Origin of the sequence: Aquitalea sp. LB_tupeE, assembly GCF_013391415.1 — a bacterium.
In the GTDB taxonomy this organism is placed as follows: domain Bacteria; phylum Pseudomonadota; class Gammaproteobacteria; order Burkholderiales; family Chromobacteriaceae; genus Aquitalea.
In genome coordinates this window covers 117,040-132,882 of record NZ_JACAXB010000013.1, presented here as the reverse complement: position 1 = coordinate 132,882, position 15,843 = coordinate 117,040, and the positions used below count along the sequence as shown (strand labels likewise).

Sequence of the window (15,843 nt, the reverse complement as noted above, 5' to 3'; positions counted from 1 at the left end):
CAGCAAGAAAAACGCCGCGACTGGCGCGGCGTTGACGGGATGACGGGGGACTTATTTGTCCAGCATGCTGCGCAGCATCCAGGCGGTTTTTTCATGCACTTGCAGGCGCTGGGTCAGCAGGTCGGCGGTGGGTTCGTCTGCGGCGCGGTCAGCCAGCGGGAAAATGCTGCGGGCGGTGCGACAGAGAATTTCATGGCCATCCACCAGCTGGGCCAGCATTTCTTCGGCCTTGGGCACGCCGTTGGCTTCGGCAATGGCGGTCAGCTTGGCATAATCGGCATAGCTGCCCGGGGCAAAATGTCCCAGTGCGCGGATGCGCTCTGCAATCAGGTCGACAGCCAGTGACAGCTCGTTGTACTGGGTTTCAAACATCAGGTGCAGGGTGTTGAACATCGGCCCGGTCACGTTCCAGTGGAAGTTGTGGGTTTTCAGGTACAGGGTATACGTGTCAGCCAGCAGCCGGGAAAGGCCATGCGCAATGTCTTGACGGTCTTGTTCGTTGATGCCGATATCCATATGCAAACTCCTGTTGGTAGCCATTCCGGAACGACGGTTTGCCAGCATGAGGCCCGTATCGTCTAGAATTGCCATTTTGCGAAAAAATACACCATGAAACCCTGGTTGGTCTGTAGCGGCAATACCGTGCGCCTTACGCTGCATGTTCAGCCTGGCGCCAGAAAAACCGAAGTTGCCGGTGAGCATGGCGACTGCCTGAAAATCCGTCTGGCAGCGCCACCGGTGGATGGCAAGGCCAATGCTGCCTTGCTGGCCTGGCTGGCGGACTGCTTTTCGGTTGGCAAGCGTGCTGTCAGCCTGCAGTCTGGTGACAAGAGTCGCCACAAGGTGGTTTCCATTGACACGGTGCTGGATGAAGCTGCTGTGCTCAAATTGCTACAAGTCCAGTGAGTGTAGCGTCAGTGCAGGTGACGTTGCGCGTCACTGCGTTTGGGGTCAACCCGGCTGAACTCACCTTCTATCACATCATCGGCCATTGCTCCGGGATTTGCCATCGAGTTCAGCTGCGGGCCCTTGAATGGCAGCAGCAACAAGACGGCCAGTACATCACTCAGGATGCCCGGAATGGCAAACAGCAGGCCCGACAGCGCATAGCGCAAGGGCCAGAGCAAGGAATACAGGGAAACTTGCTGCCCCTGACGCACGACGCTGGTGAGGGTGATCAGTGCGCCCAGTTTCTGGTTGCGCAGCATCCAGATGCCGAGCAGGCTGCTGGCCACTACCAGCAGGAAGACCACACCGCCACCAAGGTGGTGGGCCAGCGTGACCAGCGTGGCAATTTCCAGCAAGGGATAAAGCAGTAACAACAACAGTATTGCGCGCATGAATCAGGGTATCCGTATGAATTGTCTGATGGTGTTTTGCAATGTGCCGGATGAAACAACGGCCAGACACATTGCCCATGTTCTGGTGCAGGAGCAGTTGGCCGCCTGCGTCAATATTCTTCCGCCCTGTCAGGCGGTGTATCGCTGGGAGGGTGCGCTGCAGGAAGGCAGCGAATATCCCTTGCTCATTAAAACCACTGCTGCGAATTATGCTGCACTGGAGCTGCGCTTGCAGGCAGTGCATCCGTATGATGTGCCCGAAATCATTGCATTACCAGTCGTGCAGGGCTTGCCTGCCTACCTGACATGGGTATCTTCCGAAGTGGTTTCAAGTGAGCGCTGAGCCATGGCGACAATTATTTTCGACAGCCTTGCTTATCGTCAGGTTCCGGCTTGTTTGAGCGAATTTCGGGTCTATGCCTCGGTTTTTTCAAATTAATTCGGTAAAAGTATTGACTGAAAAAGGCTGTTTTATTATAGTTGCGAACTCTTTCGTGGGTCGGTAGCTCAGCCGGTAGAGCAGCGGACTTTTAATCCGTTGGTCGCGAGTTCGAATCTCGCCCGACCCACCACGTTTCATCCGGGTTGTTAGCTCAGTTGGTAGAGCAGCGGACTCTTAATCCGTAGGTCGAGTGTTCGAGCCACTCACAACCCACCAGTTTTTCCCGTTTTGCTGCAAGGCAAGACGCGGGTCGGTAGCTCAGCCGGTAGAGCAGCGGACTTTTAATCCGTTGGTCGCGAGTTCGAATCTCGCCCGACCCACCACCGTTTCATCCGGGTTGTTAGCTCAGTTGGTAGAGCAGCGGACTCTTAATCCGTAGGTCGAGTGTTCGAGCCACTCACAACCCACCAGTTTTTCTCGTTTTGCTGCAAGGCAAGACGCGGGTCGGTAGCTCAGCCGGTAGAGCAGCGGACTTTTAATCCGTTGGTCGCGAGTTCGAATCTCGCCCGACCCACCACCGCTTCAAGCGGGTTGTTAGCTCAGTTGGTAGAGCAGCGGACTCTTAATCCGTAGGTCGAGTGTTCGAGCCACTCACAACCCACCAGAATCAGCAAAAGCCCGGTCGCCAAGGTGACCGGGCTTTTGTTTTGTGCTTGCGCTTGTTCTGGGCCGCACGCCAGGGTCGTCAAGGCTGGCTGTGGTGTGGATAATGACGGGGTCAACATGGCTGTGAGAGGGCCCAGGCAATGATCAAACAATTTGCTGTTGTACTGTTGCTGGCAGCACCGCTGCCCTTGATGGCACAGACGGTCGATGAGCAATTGCTGTCGGCCCAGATGGCTTATCAGCAAGCCAATAATCAGCAGGAGCAGGCAGCCGATCGTCTCCGGCAGGCACAAGCCGCCAAGCAGCAAGCTGATCAGCGCTTGCTTGATGCCCAGGATGCCGTACAGAAGGCTACTGATGAACTGGCTGCGGCCGGCAGCGCCGACGCGGCTGCCAAGCAGCAGATGCAGCAGCAGACCCAGCAATTGAATGAAGCCTGGAAACGCAAGGAAGCTGGTGGTCAGTAAGCGGCCACAACAGCATTAAAAAAAGCCGGTTAGTCCGGCTTTTTGCTTTACTGCTTGCTGTGTGAGATCTGCTGGTAACGCGCAATGTCTTCCTGCATTTTCTGTCGCACGCTGTTGTATTCAGCCTGTTTGGTGGCAATCAGTGCCCCCAGGCCCTTCTGCTCTTGCTGAATGATCTGGATATTGTGTTGCAGGCCGGCAGGTACTGGACGGTGTTGCAACTGGCTGACATTTTGCTCCTTGAGCATGTCGCGCAGCTGCAGGTTCAGGGATTTCAGGCGGGAATACTGGGCATCCAGTGAAGCTTGCAGAATACCCAGCTGTTTTTCGCGATCCTGGCGCAGTTCGTCCACATTGCGATAGCTTTCCAGCAAGCCCTTGTCGTAACGGGCGCTATCCCGCTGGCGTTGTTGCTCCTGCTTGCGCACGGCTTCACTGGCTTCGCGTTGTTGACGGGCCTGCTCGCTCTCCGCCTGCTTGCGTATCACGCCCTGACGGTTCAGCTCTGCCACGCCTTGTTTCTGGTACTGCAGCGGCGGTGCATCGCTGTAATGCACCTTGCCCGCATCGTCCACCCACTTGTACAGGCCGCCTGCCATGGCGGCACCGCAACTTAGCAGAATCAACAGGGCGGGCAGGTGCTTGGTCATTTAATCATTCACTCCATATTGGGCGCGGTAGTCACGTACCGCAGCCAGATGTTGTGCCAACTCCGGGCTGCCTTCAAGGAAGCCCAGCAGGTCTTTCAGGGTGGCGATGGCGACCACCGGCATGCCATATTGCTGTGCCACTTCCTGCACGGCAGACAGTTCGCCCGAGCCACGCTCCATGCGATCCAGTGCAATGGCGACACCGGCCGGGGTGGCACCTGCTGCACGAATCAATTCCACGGATTCACGTACCGAAGTGCCGGCCGAAATCACGTCATCAATGATCAGGACACGGCCTTGCAGCGGAGCGCCTACCAGCGTGCCGCCTTCGCCATGATCCTTGGCTTCCTTGCGATTATAGGCAAAGGGAACGTTGCGGCCTTCTTCTGCCATGGCCATGGTGGCACCCGCTGCCAGAATGATACCCTTGTATGCCGGTCCGAACAGCATGTCGAACGCGATATTACTCGCCATTATGGATTTGGCATAGAAGCGCGACAGGTGCAGGGTGGACAGGCCGTCGTTAAACAGGCCGGCATTGAAGAAGTACGGCGATTTGCGCCCGGCCTTGGTGATGAACTCGCCAAATTTCAAAACCTGCTTGTCGAGTGCAAAACGGATAAAATCTTGGCGGAAATCGCTCATATCATTCCTCTTAGAAACTAGTTAACTATCTGAACGGCTGGAAAATTTGCCGGCAAGGATAGCACAGGAGACTGCATTGCTTCGAATCGTTTCAGCCAATCTCAATGGTATCCGCTCGGCGGACAAGAAGGGTTTTTTTGACTGGATGTCCACCATCGGGGCGGATTTTGTCTGTGTGCAGGAGCTGAAGGCACAGGCAGGGGACCTGAGCGAGCGCATGCGGGCGCCTCACGGCATGACCGGCTATTTCCACTATGCCGAGAAAAAAGGTTACAGCGGAGTGGGGATCTACACTCGTCGCCAGCCGGATGCCGTGATTGAAGGCCTGGGGGTGGACTGGATCGACGCCGAAGGCCGCTTTTTGCAGCTGGATGTTGGCAATCTGAGTGTGGTGTCGCTGTATCTGCCTTCCGGCTCCAGCAGCGATGAGCGCCAGCAGGTGAAGTTCCAGTTCCTGGATGTGTTCATGCCGCATCTGGAGCAACTCAAGGCGGCTGGCCGGGATATCGTGATTTGCGGTGACTGGAACATCGCCCATCAGGAAATTGACCTGAAGAACTGGAAGGGCAACCTGAAGAATTCCGGCTTCCTGCCCGAGGAGCGTGCCTGGATGACCGACTTGCTGAGCCGTGTGGGCTGGTGTGATGTCTGGCGCACTCTGTATCCTGAGCAGCCAGGTTACAGCTGGTGGAGCAACCGTGGCCAGGCTTATGCCAAGGATGTGGGCTGGCGTATCGACTACCACATTGTCACTCCTTCGTTGATGGCCGTGGCGCAGACTGCATCGGTCTACAAGCAGGAGAAATTTTCCGACCATGCCCCGCTGCTCGTGGATTACGCGCTGGACTTGCCAGCCTGAGTGATGCCGGGCGCTGCTTGATGAATTTGTGTTGAGCCGACTGCGATTGCTCACACATCGCAATGATTGTTTTCACCTGCGGGACGTCGCCGGGACTAGGATGAAGGCATCGGGGCAGATTGCCTGCGGCACCTTCGGCCTGCCGCAGGTGAGCGTGAACAACACTTATCTCAGGACGCGCCATGAAACATCGTCTGCTGTTTTGCTTGCTGGCATTGACCGCCGCCACTCCGGTGCTGGCGGCCAATGTCGGCATTTCGGTTAATATCGGAGAGCCTGGCTTTTACGGCCAGCTGGATATTGGTGATTATCCGCCACCGGCCTTGTTGTATCCGCAACCGGTGATTGTCCGCCCGGTGGTGGTGGCTCAACCTCCCATTTACCTGCGCGTGCCGCCTGGCCATGCCCGGCACTGGGAACGCTATTGCAGCCGTTACCATGCTTGCGACCGCCGGGTGTATTTCGTGCAGGACCAGTGGTATCGCCAGGAATATGCACCGCGTTATCAGCGCGAGCATCCGCATGATCACCATGACAATGGCAGACATGAGGGAGAAGACCACCGCGGCCATGGGCAGCGGGACGGGCGCCCGGGCGAGCCCTGGCCAGATCAAGGCGGTCCCGGTCGTCATTGATGTTGTTCCCTTTGCTTAAAACCGCCAGTTTGCTGGCTGTTTTTGCATTCTGTGGCAAACGGCCTTAGCCTGTTGGCAGGATAAAACACACGCTAGCGCCGGGATTGGCCGGGCTAACGGCAACAGACAAGGTCAGTGATGCTGGACGATGATGATGTAGTGTTGATTACGGTGCCAGGCTGGGGCAATTCCGGGGATAAGCATTGGCAAACCTTGTGGGAGCTGACTTACCCGCTGGCACGACGCGTGCAGCAGCAGGACTGGCTGTACCCGGAGCGTGAGGCATGGGTGGCGGCACTGGATCAGTTGGTGCGCGATACGCCGGGCCGCATTGTATTGGCAGCACACAGTCTGGGCTGCCATACCACCGTTGCCTGGCTGCGCACGGTGGATTTTGTCACCCAGCGGCGCATCAAGGGAATATTGCTGGTCGCACCACCGGCCTTGCCGATTACCGAGGCGCAGGCGCGTGCCAGTGGCGAATTACCCGCCGCTGCGGCCATGCCGGCATTTACCGGTTTCGAACAGCCCGACGCTGGCGCATTGCCGGTACCGGCGGTGATGGTGGCCAGTCGGGATGATCTGTTTTGTGATTTCGCCACTGCCGAATCCATGGCCTCAGGCTGGGGTGTGCGTTTGCTGGATGCCGGTCATGCCGGTCATATGGGCAGCCATGCCGGGCTGGGAAGCTGGGCGGCAGGTCAGCAGTTGTTGCAGCGTTTTATTCTGGCCTGAGCCGGACGTCCATGAAAAAACCGCCGCCCGGAATACTCTGGACGGCGGTTTTGCCATACATCATGGTGACTTAGCGGGCCACCGGGCGCGCCGGGTCGCTGCACCATTCGCTCCATGAACCCGGATACAAGCGGCTGCCGGTCAGTCCGGCATGTTCCATGGCCAGCAGATTGTGGCAGGCGGTGACGCCAGAGCCGCACTGGTGGACGATCTCTTCCGGCGGCAGGCCTGCCAGTACGGCTTCCCATTCACTGCGCAAGATCGCCGGGTCCTTGAAGCGACCATTGCCATCCAGATTGTGCTGGAAGAAGCGGTTGCGTGCGCCGGGGATGTGGCCGCCCACCGGGTCCATGGTTTCACCTTCACCCCGGAAACGTTCCGGGCTGCGGGCATCCACCACCACAAAAGCCTGTTCATCCAGATTGGCCAGCACCTGATCGGCATCAACCGTTTCAACCAGGCTGGCATTGACCGGGAAGCGACGCGGCATGTGACGTTTCTTGTCGGTTTCCAGGGTGGCACCAGCTTGTTGCCAGGCCTGGATGCCGCCATCCAGTACTGCGACTGCGCCGTGGCCCAGCCAGCGCAGCAGCATCCAGGCACGGGCGGCATACATGCCACCGGCGTCGTCATAACACACTACTTGTACATCGCCGGTGATGCCGGCGGCACCCAGGTCCACTGCCAGACGCTGACCATCCGGCAGCGGGTGACGGCCATTGCTGCCGGTTTTCACGCCGGACAGGTGGTAATCCAGGTTGAGGTAAAGGGCACCGGGAATATGGCCGGCTTCGTAAGCATGCGAACCATATTCCGGGTCGGTCAGCTGGAAGCGGCAGTCAAGGATGACGGTATGTTCCGGGTCCAGCGTTTGTAACTGGGCGGGGCTGATGAGGGTGGTGTACATCGGCAACTCCTGTGTGAGTGATGGGTGGGTCGTATCGACCTGCCGGTCTCGGGAGGAGCCGCTTACGAGCCGGCCCAGGGGCCGGCTTGAAAGCGGTTCCGCGTCATGGCTGGTGGTGTGTGCCACCAGCATGATCGCTCTAGCCTACACAGAAGCCATGGCTGCGGGCAAGTTGACGGGGGTGTGACGGGCTCAGGCTGCACGCTGATTTAACAGCGCAGTGCGCAGCAGGCTGGCTAGTTGCGGCTGATCATGGTCGGCCCCTGCGCGCTGCGGGCTGGCCCAGATCGGGCTGGGGAAATGGGCATCATCGGCAAAGCGCGGAATCACATGCCAGTGCAGGTGCGGCACCACATTGCCCAGGCTGGCCAGATTGATCTTGTCTGGCTGCATGACGTGGCGGATGGCTTTTTCGGTGCGCAGTACCCAGTCAAGCATATGGGCACAGTCGGCCGCGGGCAGGTCGCTCATTTCGCGCACATGCTGTTTCCAGATGACGCGGCAAAAGCCGGGATAACCGGCTTCTTCTACCAGCAAAACCCACAGTCGGGCATCTTCGTACAGCAATTCACCGGCAGGCAGGGTGCAAAGCGGACAAGTCATGAGCGGATCGCCTTATTCTGTTGAAGGATGTCGCTCATTCTACCGTGCCGCGGCCTTGCGGTTTTTATTCGTCTGTTATACTGCTTTAACTGTCCGTATGTTCAGTCCTGTCATGCGGGGTTGCTATCCTGTACAAGACATCCCGTCGCTAACCCCCTGGAAATACTGTGTGAATCTGGTTCAAAACCTGATGGTGATTGCCGTACTGATTCTGATCAGTGCCTTCTTTTCCGTATCGGAAATCTCGTTGGCGGCGGCACGCAAGATCAAACTGCGGCAAATGGCCGAAGAGGGCGATGCGCGTGCCGAGCGCGTACTGGCCTTGCAGGCGCAGCCGGGCTTGTTCTTTACCGTGGTGCAGATCGGCCTGAATGCCGTGGCTATCATGGCCGGTATCATGGGTGAAGCGGCCTTTACCCCCTATTTTGCCCAGGTCTTGCATCTGGTGTTTTCCGCCGACTGGGTGGAGCGGGTCAGCTTTTTACTGTCCTTCGTCACCGTCACGGCGCTGTTCGTCCTGTTTGCCGACCTGATGCCCAAGCGGCTGGGCATGTCGGCACCAGAGCAGATTGCGGTGCGCGTGGTACGGCCGATGCAGGCCTGCGTGCGCTTGTTCATGCCCTTGGTGTGGCTGTTCAACAGTCTGGCCAATGCCTTGTTCCGCCTGTTTGGCCTGCCCACGGCGCGGCCGGACGACCTGACGCCGGACGATATTGTGGCCATGATGGAGGCCGGGGCAGAGGCCGGTGTGCTGCAGGAGCAGGAACATCACCTGATTGAAAATGTGTTCGAGCTGGAAAGCCGTACCGTACCTTCGTCGATGACGGCGCGGGAAAGCGTGGTGTATTTCACCCTGCAGGAAGAAGAAGCCAGCATCAAGCGCAAGATTGCCGAAAGCCCGCATGCCAAGTATCTGGTATGTGACGGCGTGGTGGATGCTGTCGTTGGCTATGTCGACTCCAAGGACATCCTGACCCGGCTGGTAAACCAGCAAAGCGTGTCGATCAAGCGCGAGCTGACCATCCGCAATGTGCTGATCATCCCGGACAGTCTCACCCTGTCCGAGCTGCTGGAGCGTTTCAAGGCCTCGCGTGAAGACTTTGCCGTAGTGATGAACGAGTACGCGCTGGTGGTGGGCATCATCACGCTCAACGACGTGATGAGCACGGTGATGGGCGACCTGGTATCGCAAAGCCAGGAAGACCAGATCGTGCAGCGCGATGCTGACAGCTGGCTGGTGGATGGTGCGTCGCCGGTGGAGGACGTGCTGCGGGCGCTGGATATCGATGGCTTCCCGGATGACGAAAACTACGAAACCATTGCCGGATTCATGATGTATATGCTGCGCAAGATTCCCAAGCGCACCGACCATGTCGAGTACGCGGGCTACAAGTTTGAAGTGGTGGATATCGACAATTACCGTATCGACCAGCTACTGGTCACCCGTGTGCAGACACCGGCTTCGGCGGCGGGCTGAACCGGTTACGATTGCTTACACGGGCTTACAAGAGTCTCACAGACGCGCAGCGCGGCCCTCCCTAAGATGCAGTTCATGGAGACAGCAAACACGCTGCCCCCGGAACCCAACAAAGTCGCCTCACGGGAGAATGACCATGAAAAAGATCGCCGCCCTTGCCCTTGCCGCCGTGTTTGGTCTGGCTTCCGCTGCCGGTTTTGCGGCTGACGCCTCTGCCCCGGCTGCCAAGCCTGCTGTAGCCGCTCCGGCCAAGGCGCATGCCAAGGCACACCATGCCAAGAAAAAACATCATCAGGTGAAGAAGGCGGGCAAGGCCGCTTCGGCACCTGCCGCACAAAAAGCGCAAGCTGCCAAAAAACATGTGCACAAGCATCACCATCGCCATGCGGTGAAGCATCACCACAAGATTGCTCACAAACAGCATTAATAGCCGTTCAGCGGCAGCTCACTCGCAGTAAGTAGTGCCCAAGCAAGAGGAGGCGAAAGCCTCCTCTTTTCTTTTGGTCCGCGCGTGATGACCGGTCTGATCTGGCGCAATACCCAGTCAAACAGATGTCAATGCTGATGTCATTGCATGGCATCATGCAGGCTTTGCCAATACGGGCCGGACTGGCTGATGCTGACACTCTACCAATTCCCCTTTTCCCATTTCTGCGAAAAAGCCTGCTGGGCGCTCGACCTCAAGCAGCAGCCCTACCGGGTGGTAAACCTGTTGCCTGCCTTGCACCTGTTGTGGAGCCGGCGCATGGCCAGTGCCAGTTCGCTGCCTATTTTGCGTGATGGTGCGTACATCGTGCAGGATTCGTCGGCCATCATCGACTTCCTGGATTTGCGCTGGCCGCAGCTTGGCCTGACACCGACAGAACCAGCACTGGCCGGGCAAGCGCGGGAGTGGGAGCGTTGGCTGGGCGAGGAAATCGGTGTGCCCTTGCGTTTGTGGTTCTATTCGCATGTGCTGCGGCAGCGCCAGTACGCGATGGCTTTTTTGCTGCGCGGTGCGTCGCGTGGCCAGGGCCTGGTGTTTCAAGCCCTGTTCGGCCTGATCCGCCATGCCATGTTTTACAAGATGCAGATCAACCCGCACAGTGCCGCCGCCGCCTTGCCACAGCTGGAGCGGGCACTGGATACGCTGGAAGCTGCCTTGCACGGACGGGACTATCTGGTGGGTAATGCCTTCAGTCGGGCTGATCTGACCGCTGCTGCCCTGTTGTGGCCGATGCTGCCATGGAATGGTGATGAAGCGGCCATGCGGGATTGCCTGCCCGATGCCGTGGGTCAATGGCGGCAGGGCTTGGTGCAGCGCCCGCTATACGGCTGGTTGCAGCGCACCTATCACCTGCATCGCCCGGCGTCTTGCATTCAGCCATGAAAAAACCGCAGGCCGTGACGTAGCCTGCGGTTTGTAGGGTAATGCCAGGGTGACGGCTTACAGCAGCACGCGTTCGATACCGCCGTTGCGGGCTTTTTCCACGTAGTCCTTCATCCAGTTCTTGCCCAGGATGTGCTTGGCCATTTCCACCACGATGTAGTCGGCTTCGGTGCCGGTATCCGGGCTGTAGCGCGACAGGCCTTGCAGGCAGGACGGGCAGGAGGTGAGAATCTTCACCGGCTGTTCGGTCGTGCCGATCTTGGCCAGATCTTTGTTGATTTCCTCTTCCTTGCGCGAACGCACCTGGGTGGCAATGTCCGGACGGCTGGCGGCAAAGGTGCCGGATTCGCCGCAGCAACGGTCGTTCAGCGTCACGCCGCCGCCCAAGAGCTTGTTGGCTACGTCCAGCGGCTGGTAAGCCTTCATCGGGGTGTGGCAGGGGTCGTGGTACATATACTTCTGACCACCGATACCCTCCAGCTTCAGGCCCTTCTCCATCAGGTATTCATGGATGTCGATGATGCGGCAGCCCGGGAAAATATCCTCGAAGCGGTATTTCGCCAACTGGTCGTAACAAGTACCGCAGCTGACTACCACGGTCTTGATGTCCAGATAGTTCAGCGTATTGGCCAGACGGTGGAACAGCACGCGGTTTTCCGTGGTGATGGCTTCGCCCTTGTCGGCATAGCCTGCCGACGTTTGCGGGTAGCCACAGCACAGATAGCCCGGCGGCAGCACGGTCTGGGTACCCACATGCCACAGCATGGCCTGGGTGGCGAGGCCCACCTGACTGAACAGGCGTTCCGAGCCGCAGCCGGGGAAGTAGAACACCGCTTCGGCGTCTTCCGCCAGCTGCGGGTTGCGGATGACCGGTACCACGTTGGCGTCTTCCACATCCAGCAGGGCGCGGGCGGTTTTCTTGGGCAGGCCGCCAGGCATCGGCTTGTTGATGAAGTGAATGATCTGTTCCTTCACCGGGGCCTTGCCGACGGTGGACGGCGGCTGCTTGGTCTGCCCGCCGGTCAGGTGCAGCTTCTTGCCCACGCTGTAACCCAGGCGCTGTGCCTTGTAGGCAAAGCCGACCAGTCCGCCACGGATGGCCTTGATGGTGGACGGGTCCTTGACGGTAAGGAAGGCCATGCCCAGCGCGGTGCCGGGGTTGAAGCGCTTGTTGCCGGTCTTGCGCAGGAAATTGCGCATGGCGACCGAGACATCACCGAAGTCGATTTTCACCGGGCAGGGTTTCACGCAGCGGTGGCATACCGTGCAGTGATCCGCCACGTCGGATAGCTCGTCAAAGTGCTTCAGGCTGACGCCACGGCGGGTTTGTTCTTCGTACAGGAAGGCCTCGGTCAGCAGGCCGACGCCCAGAATCTTGTTGCGCGGGCTGTACAGCAGGTTGGCGCGCGGTACGTGGGTGGAGCACACCGGTTTGCATTTGCCGCAACGCAGGCAGTCCTTGACGCTGTTGGAAATGGCTCCGATGTCGGACTGCTCCAGAATCAGCGATTCCGCCCCCAGCAGCGAGAACGACGGGGTGTAGGCCATGGTAAGGTCGGCACCCGGCAGCAGCTTGCCACGGTTGAAATGGCCCTTGGGGTCCACGCGCTGTTTGTAGGCGCGGAAGGGGGCGATTTCGTCTTCGGTGAGGAATTCCAGCTTGGTGATGCCGATGCCGTGCTCGCCGGAAATCACACCGTTCAGGCTGCGTGCCAGGTCCATGATGCGTGCCACCGCCTTGTGCGCGGTTTGCAGCATGTCGTAGTCGTCAGAGTTGACCGGCAGGTTGGTGTGCACATTACCGTCACCGGCATGCATGTGCAGCGCCACGAACACGCGACCGCGCAGCACTTTCTGGTGCAGCGCGTGCACGGCATCCAGAATCGGCGCGTCGGCCTTGCCGGAGAACAGGTTTTCCAGATCGTTCAGCAGCTCGTCCTTCCAGCTGACGCGCAGCTGGAAGTCACGCATGGCGATGAATACGCTGGACGGGCTGGCATTGGCATCCACCAGCGGTGCATCCGGCCACAAGCTGCGGTACTGGGCGAACGGGGCGTCGAGATTGTCCAGCAGCCACTGCCAGCGCTGGCGCAGGGTGGTGATCAGCTCCAGCGCAGCACTGCGGCGCTCGCCGATGATTTCGTCAGCCGAGACAGCACCGCCTTCGGTATCCACCGGCAGATTGCCCTGGAAGTATTCAGTCAGCGTGTCCAGCAGGCGCAGCTTGTTGGCGATGGACAGTTCGATATTGATGCGCTCGATGCCGTCGGAGTAATCGCCCAGGCGCGGCAGCGGAATCACCACGTCTTCGTTGATCTTGAAGGCGTTGGTATGGCGCGAGATGGCGGCAGTGCGCGAACGGTCCAGCCAGAATTTCTTACGCGCTTCCGGCGTGACGGCGATAAAGCCCTCGCCGGTACGGGCATTGGCAAAGCGCACCACCTGGCTGGCGGCTTCTGCCACCGCGTTTTCATCATCGCAGACAATGTCGGCGATCAGCACCATCTTCGGGCGGCCTTTGCTCTTGGCCTTGGTGGCATAGCCCACGGCGCGCACATAGCGCCAGTCCAGGTGCTCCAGGCCTGCCAGCTGCACACCGGCCGCATGACCGGCACCGCCTTGCTTGAAGTAGTCGGTGATTTCCACAATGGCTGGGGTGGCTTGTGCCACGGTGCCGAAGAATTCCAGACACACGGTGCGGGTGTGCGCCGGCATGCGGTGCAGCACGAAACGCGCGCTGGTGATGATGCCGTCGGTACCTTCCTTCTGTACGCCAGGCAGGCCTGCCAGGAATTTGTCGGTCACGTCCTTGCCCAGACCCACCTTGCGGAAGGTGGGGCCAGGGATGTCCAGCTGCTCGGTGGACAGGACGGTCTTGTCGTCTTCCTTGTAGCGGGTGATGCGGAAGCTGGCGACGTCCACGTCGTGGATCTTGCCGTAGTTGTGGCCGACGCGTTCGATGAACATCCAGTTGCCGTTGGGGTCCACCATTTTCCAGCTGGCCAGGTTGTCCAGCGCGGTGCCCCATAGCAGGGCTTTCTTGCCGCCGGCATTCATGGCGACGTTACCGCCAATACAGGAGGCTTCGGCCGAAGTGGGGTCTACGGCAAACACCAGACCTGATGCGCTGGCGGCTTCGGCCACCCGCGCAGTCACCACACCGGCACCACACTGGATGGTGGCGCGCTGGCCGTCAAGGCCGGGCAGGGCGATGTATTCCACACCGTTGTGTTGTACCAGCTTTTCGGTGTTGATGACGGCGCTGCGGCGGTCCAGCGGCACAGCACCGCCGGTGTAGCCGGTACCACCGCCACGCGGGATGATGGTGAGTTCCAGCTCGATCAGCGCCCGCACCAGCGGCGCGATTTCTTCTTCGGTATCCGGCGACAGCACCACGAAGGGGTATTCGACGCGCCAGTCGGTGGCGTCGGTCACGTGCGACACACGAGCCAGGCCGTCAAACAGGATGTTGTCGCGGCGGGTGTGGCGGCTAAGCTTTTTCAGGATGGCCTGACGCAGGTCGCGAGTTTCGGCAAATTGATGCTCGAAACGGTTCACCGCTTCACGGGCGGCGGCAATCAGCTGGCCTACCTTGTCATTGCCTTCGCGGCGCTTTTCCACTTCCTGCAGGCGGTGGTGCATGGCTTCCACCAGCGCGGACAGGCGCTTGGGGTTGTCCAGCAGGTCGTCTACCAGGTAGGGGTTGCGGTCCACCACCCAGATATCCCCCAGCACTTCAAACAGCATGCGGGCGGAACGGCCGGTTTTGCGCTCGCTGCGCAACTCTTCCAGCAGCGCCCACATGGGTGCGCCCAGAAGCCGGATGAAGATTTCCCGGTCCGAATACGATGTGTAGTTATAGGGGATCTCGCGGAGACGCTGATGGGTGCTGGTGGTCATGGTCCGTGCTGCTGTAATTGTTTGAATACATTAGCGGCTAGTTTAGCCCAATTGCTGCGTTGCGAAAAATGCCGTTCACGTCATTTTTACATTTTGATATAAAGATACCGACCTGTTCTGGATGTTGTCCGACAAAACAGGCCCGTCAGCCTTAAGGTATTGCCACAAAAGGAAAAGCCCCTGTTATTAGCAGGGGCTGTGGTGTTTTGGCGGCAGTTTCACGGCTGTGTGGCAGCCAGCTGTGCAGCCAGACGCACGGCTTCATACAGGCTGCCCGGATCGGCCTGGCCGGTGCCAGCCAGGTCCAGCGCCGTGCCATGGTCCACCGAGGTGCGGATGATGGGCAGGCCCAGCGTGATATTGATACCGGCGCCGAAGCTGGCGTGCTTGAGCACCGGCAGGCCCTGGTCGTGGTACATGGCCAGTACCGCATCAGCCGTGGCCAGCTTGTCCGGGTTGAACAGGGTGTCAGCCGGTAGCGGGCCGATCAGCTGCATGCCTTCGGCGCGGAATGCTTGCAATACCGGTTCGATGACGTCGATTTCCTCGCGCCCCATGTGGCCGGATTCCCCGGCATGCGGGTTGAGCCCTGCCACCAGAATGCGCGGATTCTCCAGGCCAAACTTGTGCTGCAAATCGCCATGCAGGATGCGGATGACGGCTTCCAGCTCCGGCTTGGTGATGGCGTCGGCCACGGCACGCAGCGGCAGATGGGTGGTGACCAGCGCCACCCGCATGCCGGCCCCGGCTAGCATCATCACCACGCGTGGGGTGGCGGTGTGTTCTGCCAGGTATTCGGTATGGCCGCTGAATGGCACGCCCGCATCGTTGATCACGCCCTTGTGTACTGGCGCAGTCACCATGCCGGCAAACTCACCGGACAGGCAACCGGCAATGGCTGCATCCAGCGTATCCAGCACATAACGGCCATTGCGCGCATCCAGCACGCCCGGCGTGACCGGCACAGCCAGCGGGACATGCAGCACCTCCAGCGTACCTGCAGCCGGGGCAGGCTGGCCGGGCTGGCAAGCCTGAAAGTGCAGCTGGTGCAAGCCCAGCTGAATTGCACGCTGTTGCAGCAAGGTCAGGTCGGCAATCACCACCAGCCGGGCGTCTACCGCCAGATCGGCTAGTGTGAGGACCAGATCCGGACCGATGCCGGCTGGCTCACCAGCGGTGACGGCCAGCAGGGGGCGTGCCGCAGTCAT

General features: G+C 59.5%; 17 protein-coding genes and 6 tRNA genes. 15 read left to right on the top strand and 8 right to left on the bottom strand.

The features are described from left to right. Window positions 1-51: 51 nt before the first annotated feature. Window positions 52-516, bottom strand: coding sequence for a Dps family protein (locus tag HWX34_RS05940; protein ID WP_218645071.1), 465 nt, complete (start codon window positions 514-516; stop codon window positions 52-54). Window positions 517-609: 93 nt separating this feature from the next. Here HWX34_RS05940 and HWX34_RS05935 point away from each other — a divergent pair, with 93 nt between their 5' ends. Beyond that, the gene (locus HWX34_RS05935; RefSeq protein ID WP_178971384.1) at window positions 610-906 is read left to right on the top strand and encodes a DUF167 domain-containing protein; all 297 of its coding nucleotides are present in this window, start codon (window positions 610-612) and stop codon (window positions 904-906) included. Between the two features lie 8 nt (window positions 907-914). On the opposite strand, the gene HWX34_RS05930 is transcribed toward HWX34_RS05935, so the two are convergent. Continuing rightward, window positions 915-1,340: an FxsA family protein gene (locus tag HWX34_RS05930; RefSeq protein ID WP_178971383.1), complete on the bottom strand. Its 426-nt coding sequence runs from the start codon at window positions 1,338-1,340 to the stop codon at window positions 915-917. On the opposite strand from HWX34_RS05930, the gene cutA reads away from it, so the two are divergent. The 8 genes from cutA (at window position 1,339) to HWX34_RS05890 (ending at window position 2,855) form a co-directional block, all read left to right on the top strand. Further along, a complete protein-coding gene (cutA, locus tag HWX34_RS05925; RefSeq protein ID WP_218645070.1) occupies window positions 1,339-1,683 on the top strand; it encodes a divalent-cation tolerance protein CutA in 345 nt (114 codons plus the stop codon). The two genes, HWX34_RS05930 and cutA, sit on opposite strands and share 2 nt — an antisense overlap. A gap of 153 nt (window positions 1,684-1,836) precedes the next feature. Next, window positions 1,837-1,912 (top strand) — tRNA-Lys (locus HWX34_RS05920). A gap of 10 nt (window positions 1,913-1,922) precedes the next feature. Further along, window positions 1,923-1,998, top strand: a tRNA-Lys gene (locus HWX34_RS05915). A 31-nt stretch (window positions 1,999-2,029) separates the two neighbouring features. Further along, window positions 2,030-2,105 (top strand) — tRNA-Lys (locus tag HWX34_RS05910). An 11-nt stretch (window positions 2,106-2,116) separates the two neighbouring features. Continuing rightward, window positions 2,117-2,192: transfer RNA gene (locus tag HWX34_RS05905), tRNA-Lys, on the top strand. 31 nt (window positions 2,193-2,223) lie between these two features. Further along, window positions 2,224-2,299: transfer RNA gene (locus tag HWX34_RS05900), tRNA-Lys, on the top strand. Between the two features lie 11 nt (window positions 2,300-2,310). Further along, window positions 2,311-2,386 (top strand) — tRNA-Lys (locus tag HWX34_RS05895). A gap of 142 nt (window positions 2,387-2,528) precedes the next feature. After that, window positions 2,529-2,855 carry a hypothetical protein gene (locus HWX34_RS05890; RefSeq protein ID WP_178971382.1) on the top strand — a complete coding sequence of 109 codons (327 nt, stop codon included), beginning with the start codon at window positions 2,529-2,531 and terminating at the stop codon, window positions 2,853-2,855. Between the two features lie 47 nt (window positions 2,856-2,902). Here the strand turns inward: HWX34_RS05890 and HWX34_RS05885 are convergent, their stop codons facing one another. Together HWX34_RS05885 and pyrE are read right to left on the bottom strand one after the other, a co-directional pair. Next, a complete protein-coding gene (locus HWX34_RS05885) occupies window positions 2,903-3,505 on the bottom strand; it encodes a DUF4124 domain-containing protein (RefSeq protein ID WP_178971381.1) in 603 nt (200 codons plus the stop codon). Beyond that, a complete protein-coding gene (pyrE, locus tag HWX34_RS05880) occupies window positions 3,506-4,150 on the bottom strand; it encodes an orotate phosphoribosyltransferase (protein WP_178971380.1) in 645 nt (214 codons plus the stop codon). 76 nt (window positions 4,151-4,226) lie between these two features. Here pyrE and HWX34_RS05875 point away from each other — a divergent pair, with 76 nt between their 5' ends. The 3 genes from HWX34_RS05875 (at window position 4,227) to HWX34_RS05865 (ending at window position 6,379) form a co-directional block, all read left to right on the top strand. Then, on the top strand, window positions 4,227-5,009 hold the full coding sequence (locus tag HWX34_RS05875) for an exodeoxyribonuclease III (RefSeq protein WP_178971379.1): 783 nt from the start codon (window positions 4,227-4,229) through the stop codon (window positions 5,007-5,009). Window positions 5,010-5,191: 182 nt separating this feature from the next. Beyond that, window positions 5,192-5,644, top strand: coding sequence for a hypothetical protein (locus HWX34_RS05870; RefSeq protein WP_178971378.1), 453 nt, complete (start codon window positions 5,192-5,194; stop codon window positions 5,642-5,644). A 138-nt stretch (window positions 5,645-5,782) separates the two neighbouring features. Next, window positions 5,783-6,379 carry an alpha/beta hydrolase gene (locus HWX34_RS05865; RefSeq protein ID WP_178971377.1) on the top strand — a complete coding sequence of 199 codons (597 nt, stop codon included), beginning with the start codon at window positions 5,783-5,785 and terminating at the stop codon, window positions 6,377-6,379. A gap of 70 nt (window positions 6,380-6,449) precedes the next feature. Here HWX34_RS05865 and HWX34_RS05860 read toward each other — a convergent pair whose 3' ends face one another. Together HWX34_RS05860 and HWX34_RS05855 are read right to left on the bottom strand one after the other, a co-directional pair. Beyond that, on the bottom strand, window positions 6,450-7,286 hold the full coding sequence (locus HWX34_RS05860) for a sulfurtransferase (RefSeq protein WP_178971376.1): 837 nt from the start codon (window positions 7,284-7,286) through the stop codon (window positions 6,450-6,452). Between the two features lie 192 nt (window positions 7,287-7,478). After that, on the bottom strand, window positions 7,479-7,889 hold the full coding sequence (locus HWX34_RS05855) for an HIT family protein (RefSeq protein ID WP_178971375.1): 411 nt from the start codon (window positions 7,887-7,889) through the stop codon (window positions 7,479-7,481). A gap of 169 nt (window positions 7,890-8,058) precedes the next feature. On the opposite strand from HWX34_RS05855, the gene HWX34_RS05850 reads away from it, so the two are divergent. From HWX34_RS05850 to HWX34_RS05840, 3 genes are all read left to right on the top strand, one after another. After that, the gene (locus HWX34_RS05850) at window positions 8,059-9,366 is read left to right on the top strand and encodes a hemolysin family protein (RefSeq protein WP_370459676.1); all 1,308 of its coding nucleotides are present in this window, start codon (window positions 8,059-8,061) and stop codon (window positions 9,364-9,366) included. A gap of 136 nt (window positions 9,367-9,502) precedes the next feature. Then, the gene (locus tag HWX34_RS05845; protein WP_178971374.1) at window positions 9,503-9,793 is read left to right on the top strand and encodes a hypothetical protein; all 291 of its coding nucleotides are present in this window, start codon (window positions 9,503-9,505) and stop codon (window positions 9,791-9,793) included. A 189-nt stretch (window positions 9,794-9,982) separates the two neighbouring features. Further along, window positions 9,983-10,735, top strand: coding sequence for a glutathione S-transferase family protein (locus tag HWX34_RS05840; RefSeq protein ID WP_178971373.1), 753 nt, complete (start codon window positions 9,983-9,985; stop codon window positions 10,733-10,735). A 57-nt stretch (window positions 10,736-10,792) separates the two neighbouring features. On the opposite strand, the gene HWX34_RS05835 is transcribed toward HWX34_RS05840, so the two are convergent. Together HWX34_RS05835 and pdxA are read right to left on the bottom strand one after the other, a co-directional pair. Further along, on the bottom strand, window positions 10,793-14,635 hold the full coding sequence (locus HWX34_RS05835; RefSeq protein ID WP_178971372.1) for a DUF3683 domain-containing protein: 3,843 nt from the start codon (window positions 14,633-14,635) through the stop codon (window positions 10,793-10,795). 218 nt (window positions 14,636-14,853) lie between these two features. Continuing rightward, the gene (gene pdxA / locus HWX34_RS05830; RefSeq protein WP_178971371.1) at window positions 14,854-15,843 is read right to left on the bottom strand and encodes a 4-hydroxythreonine-4-phosphate dehydrogenase PdxA; all 990 of its coding nucleotides are present in this window, start codon (window positions 15,841-15,843) and stop codon (window positions 14,854-14,856) included.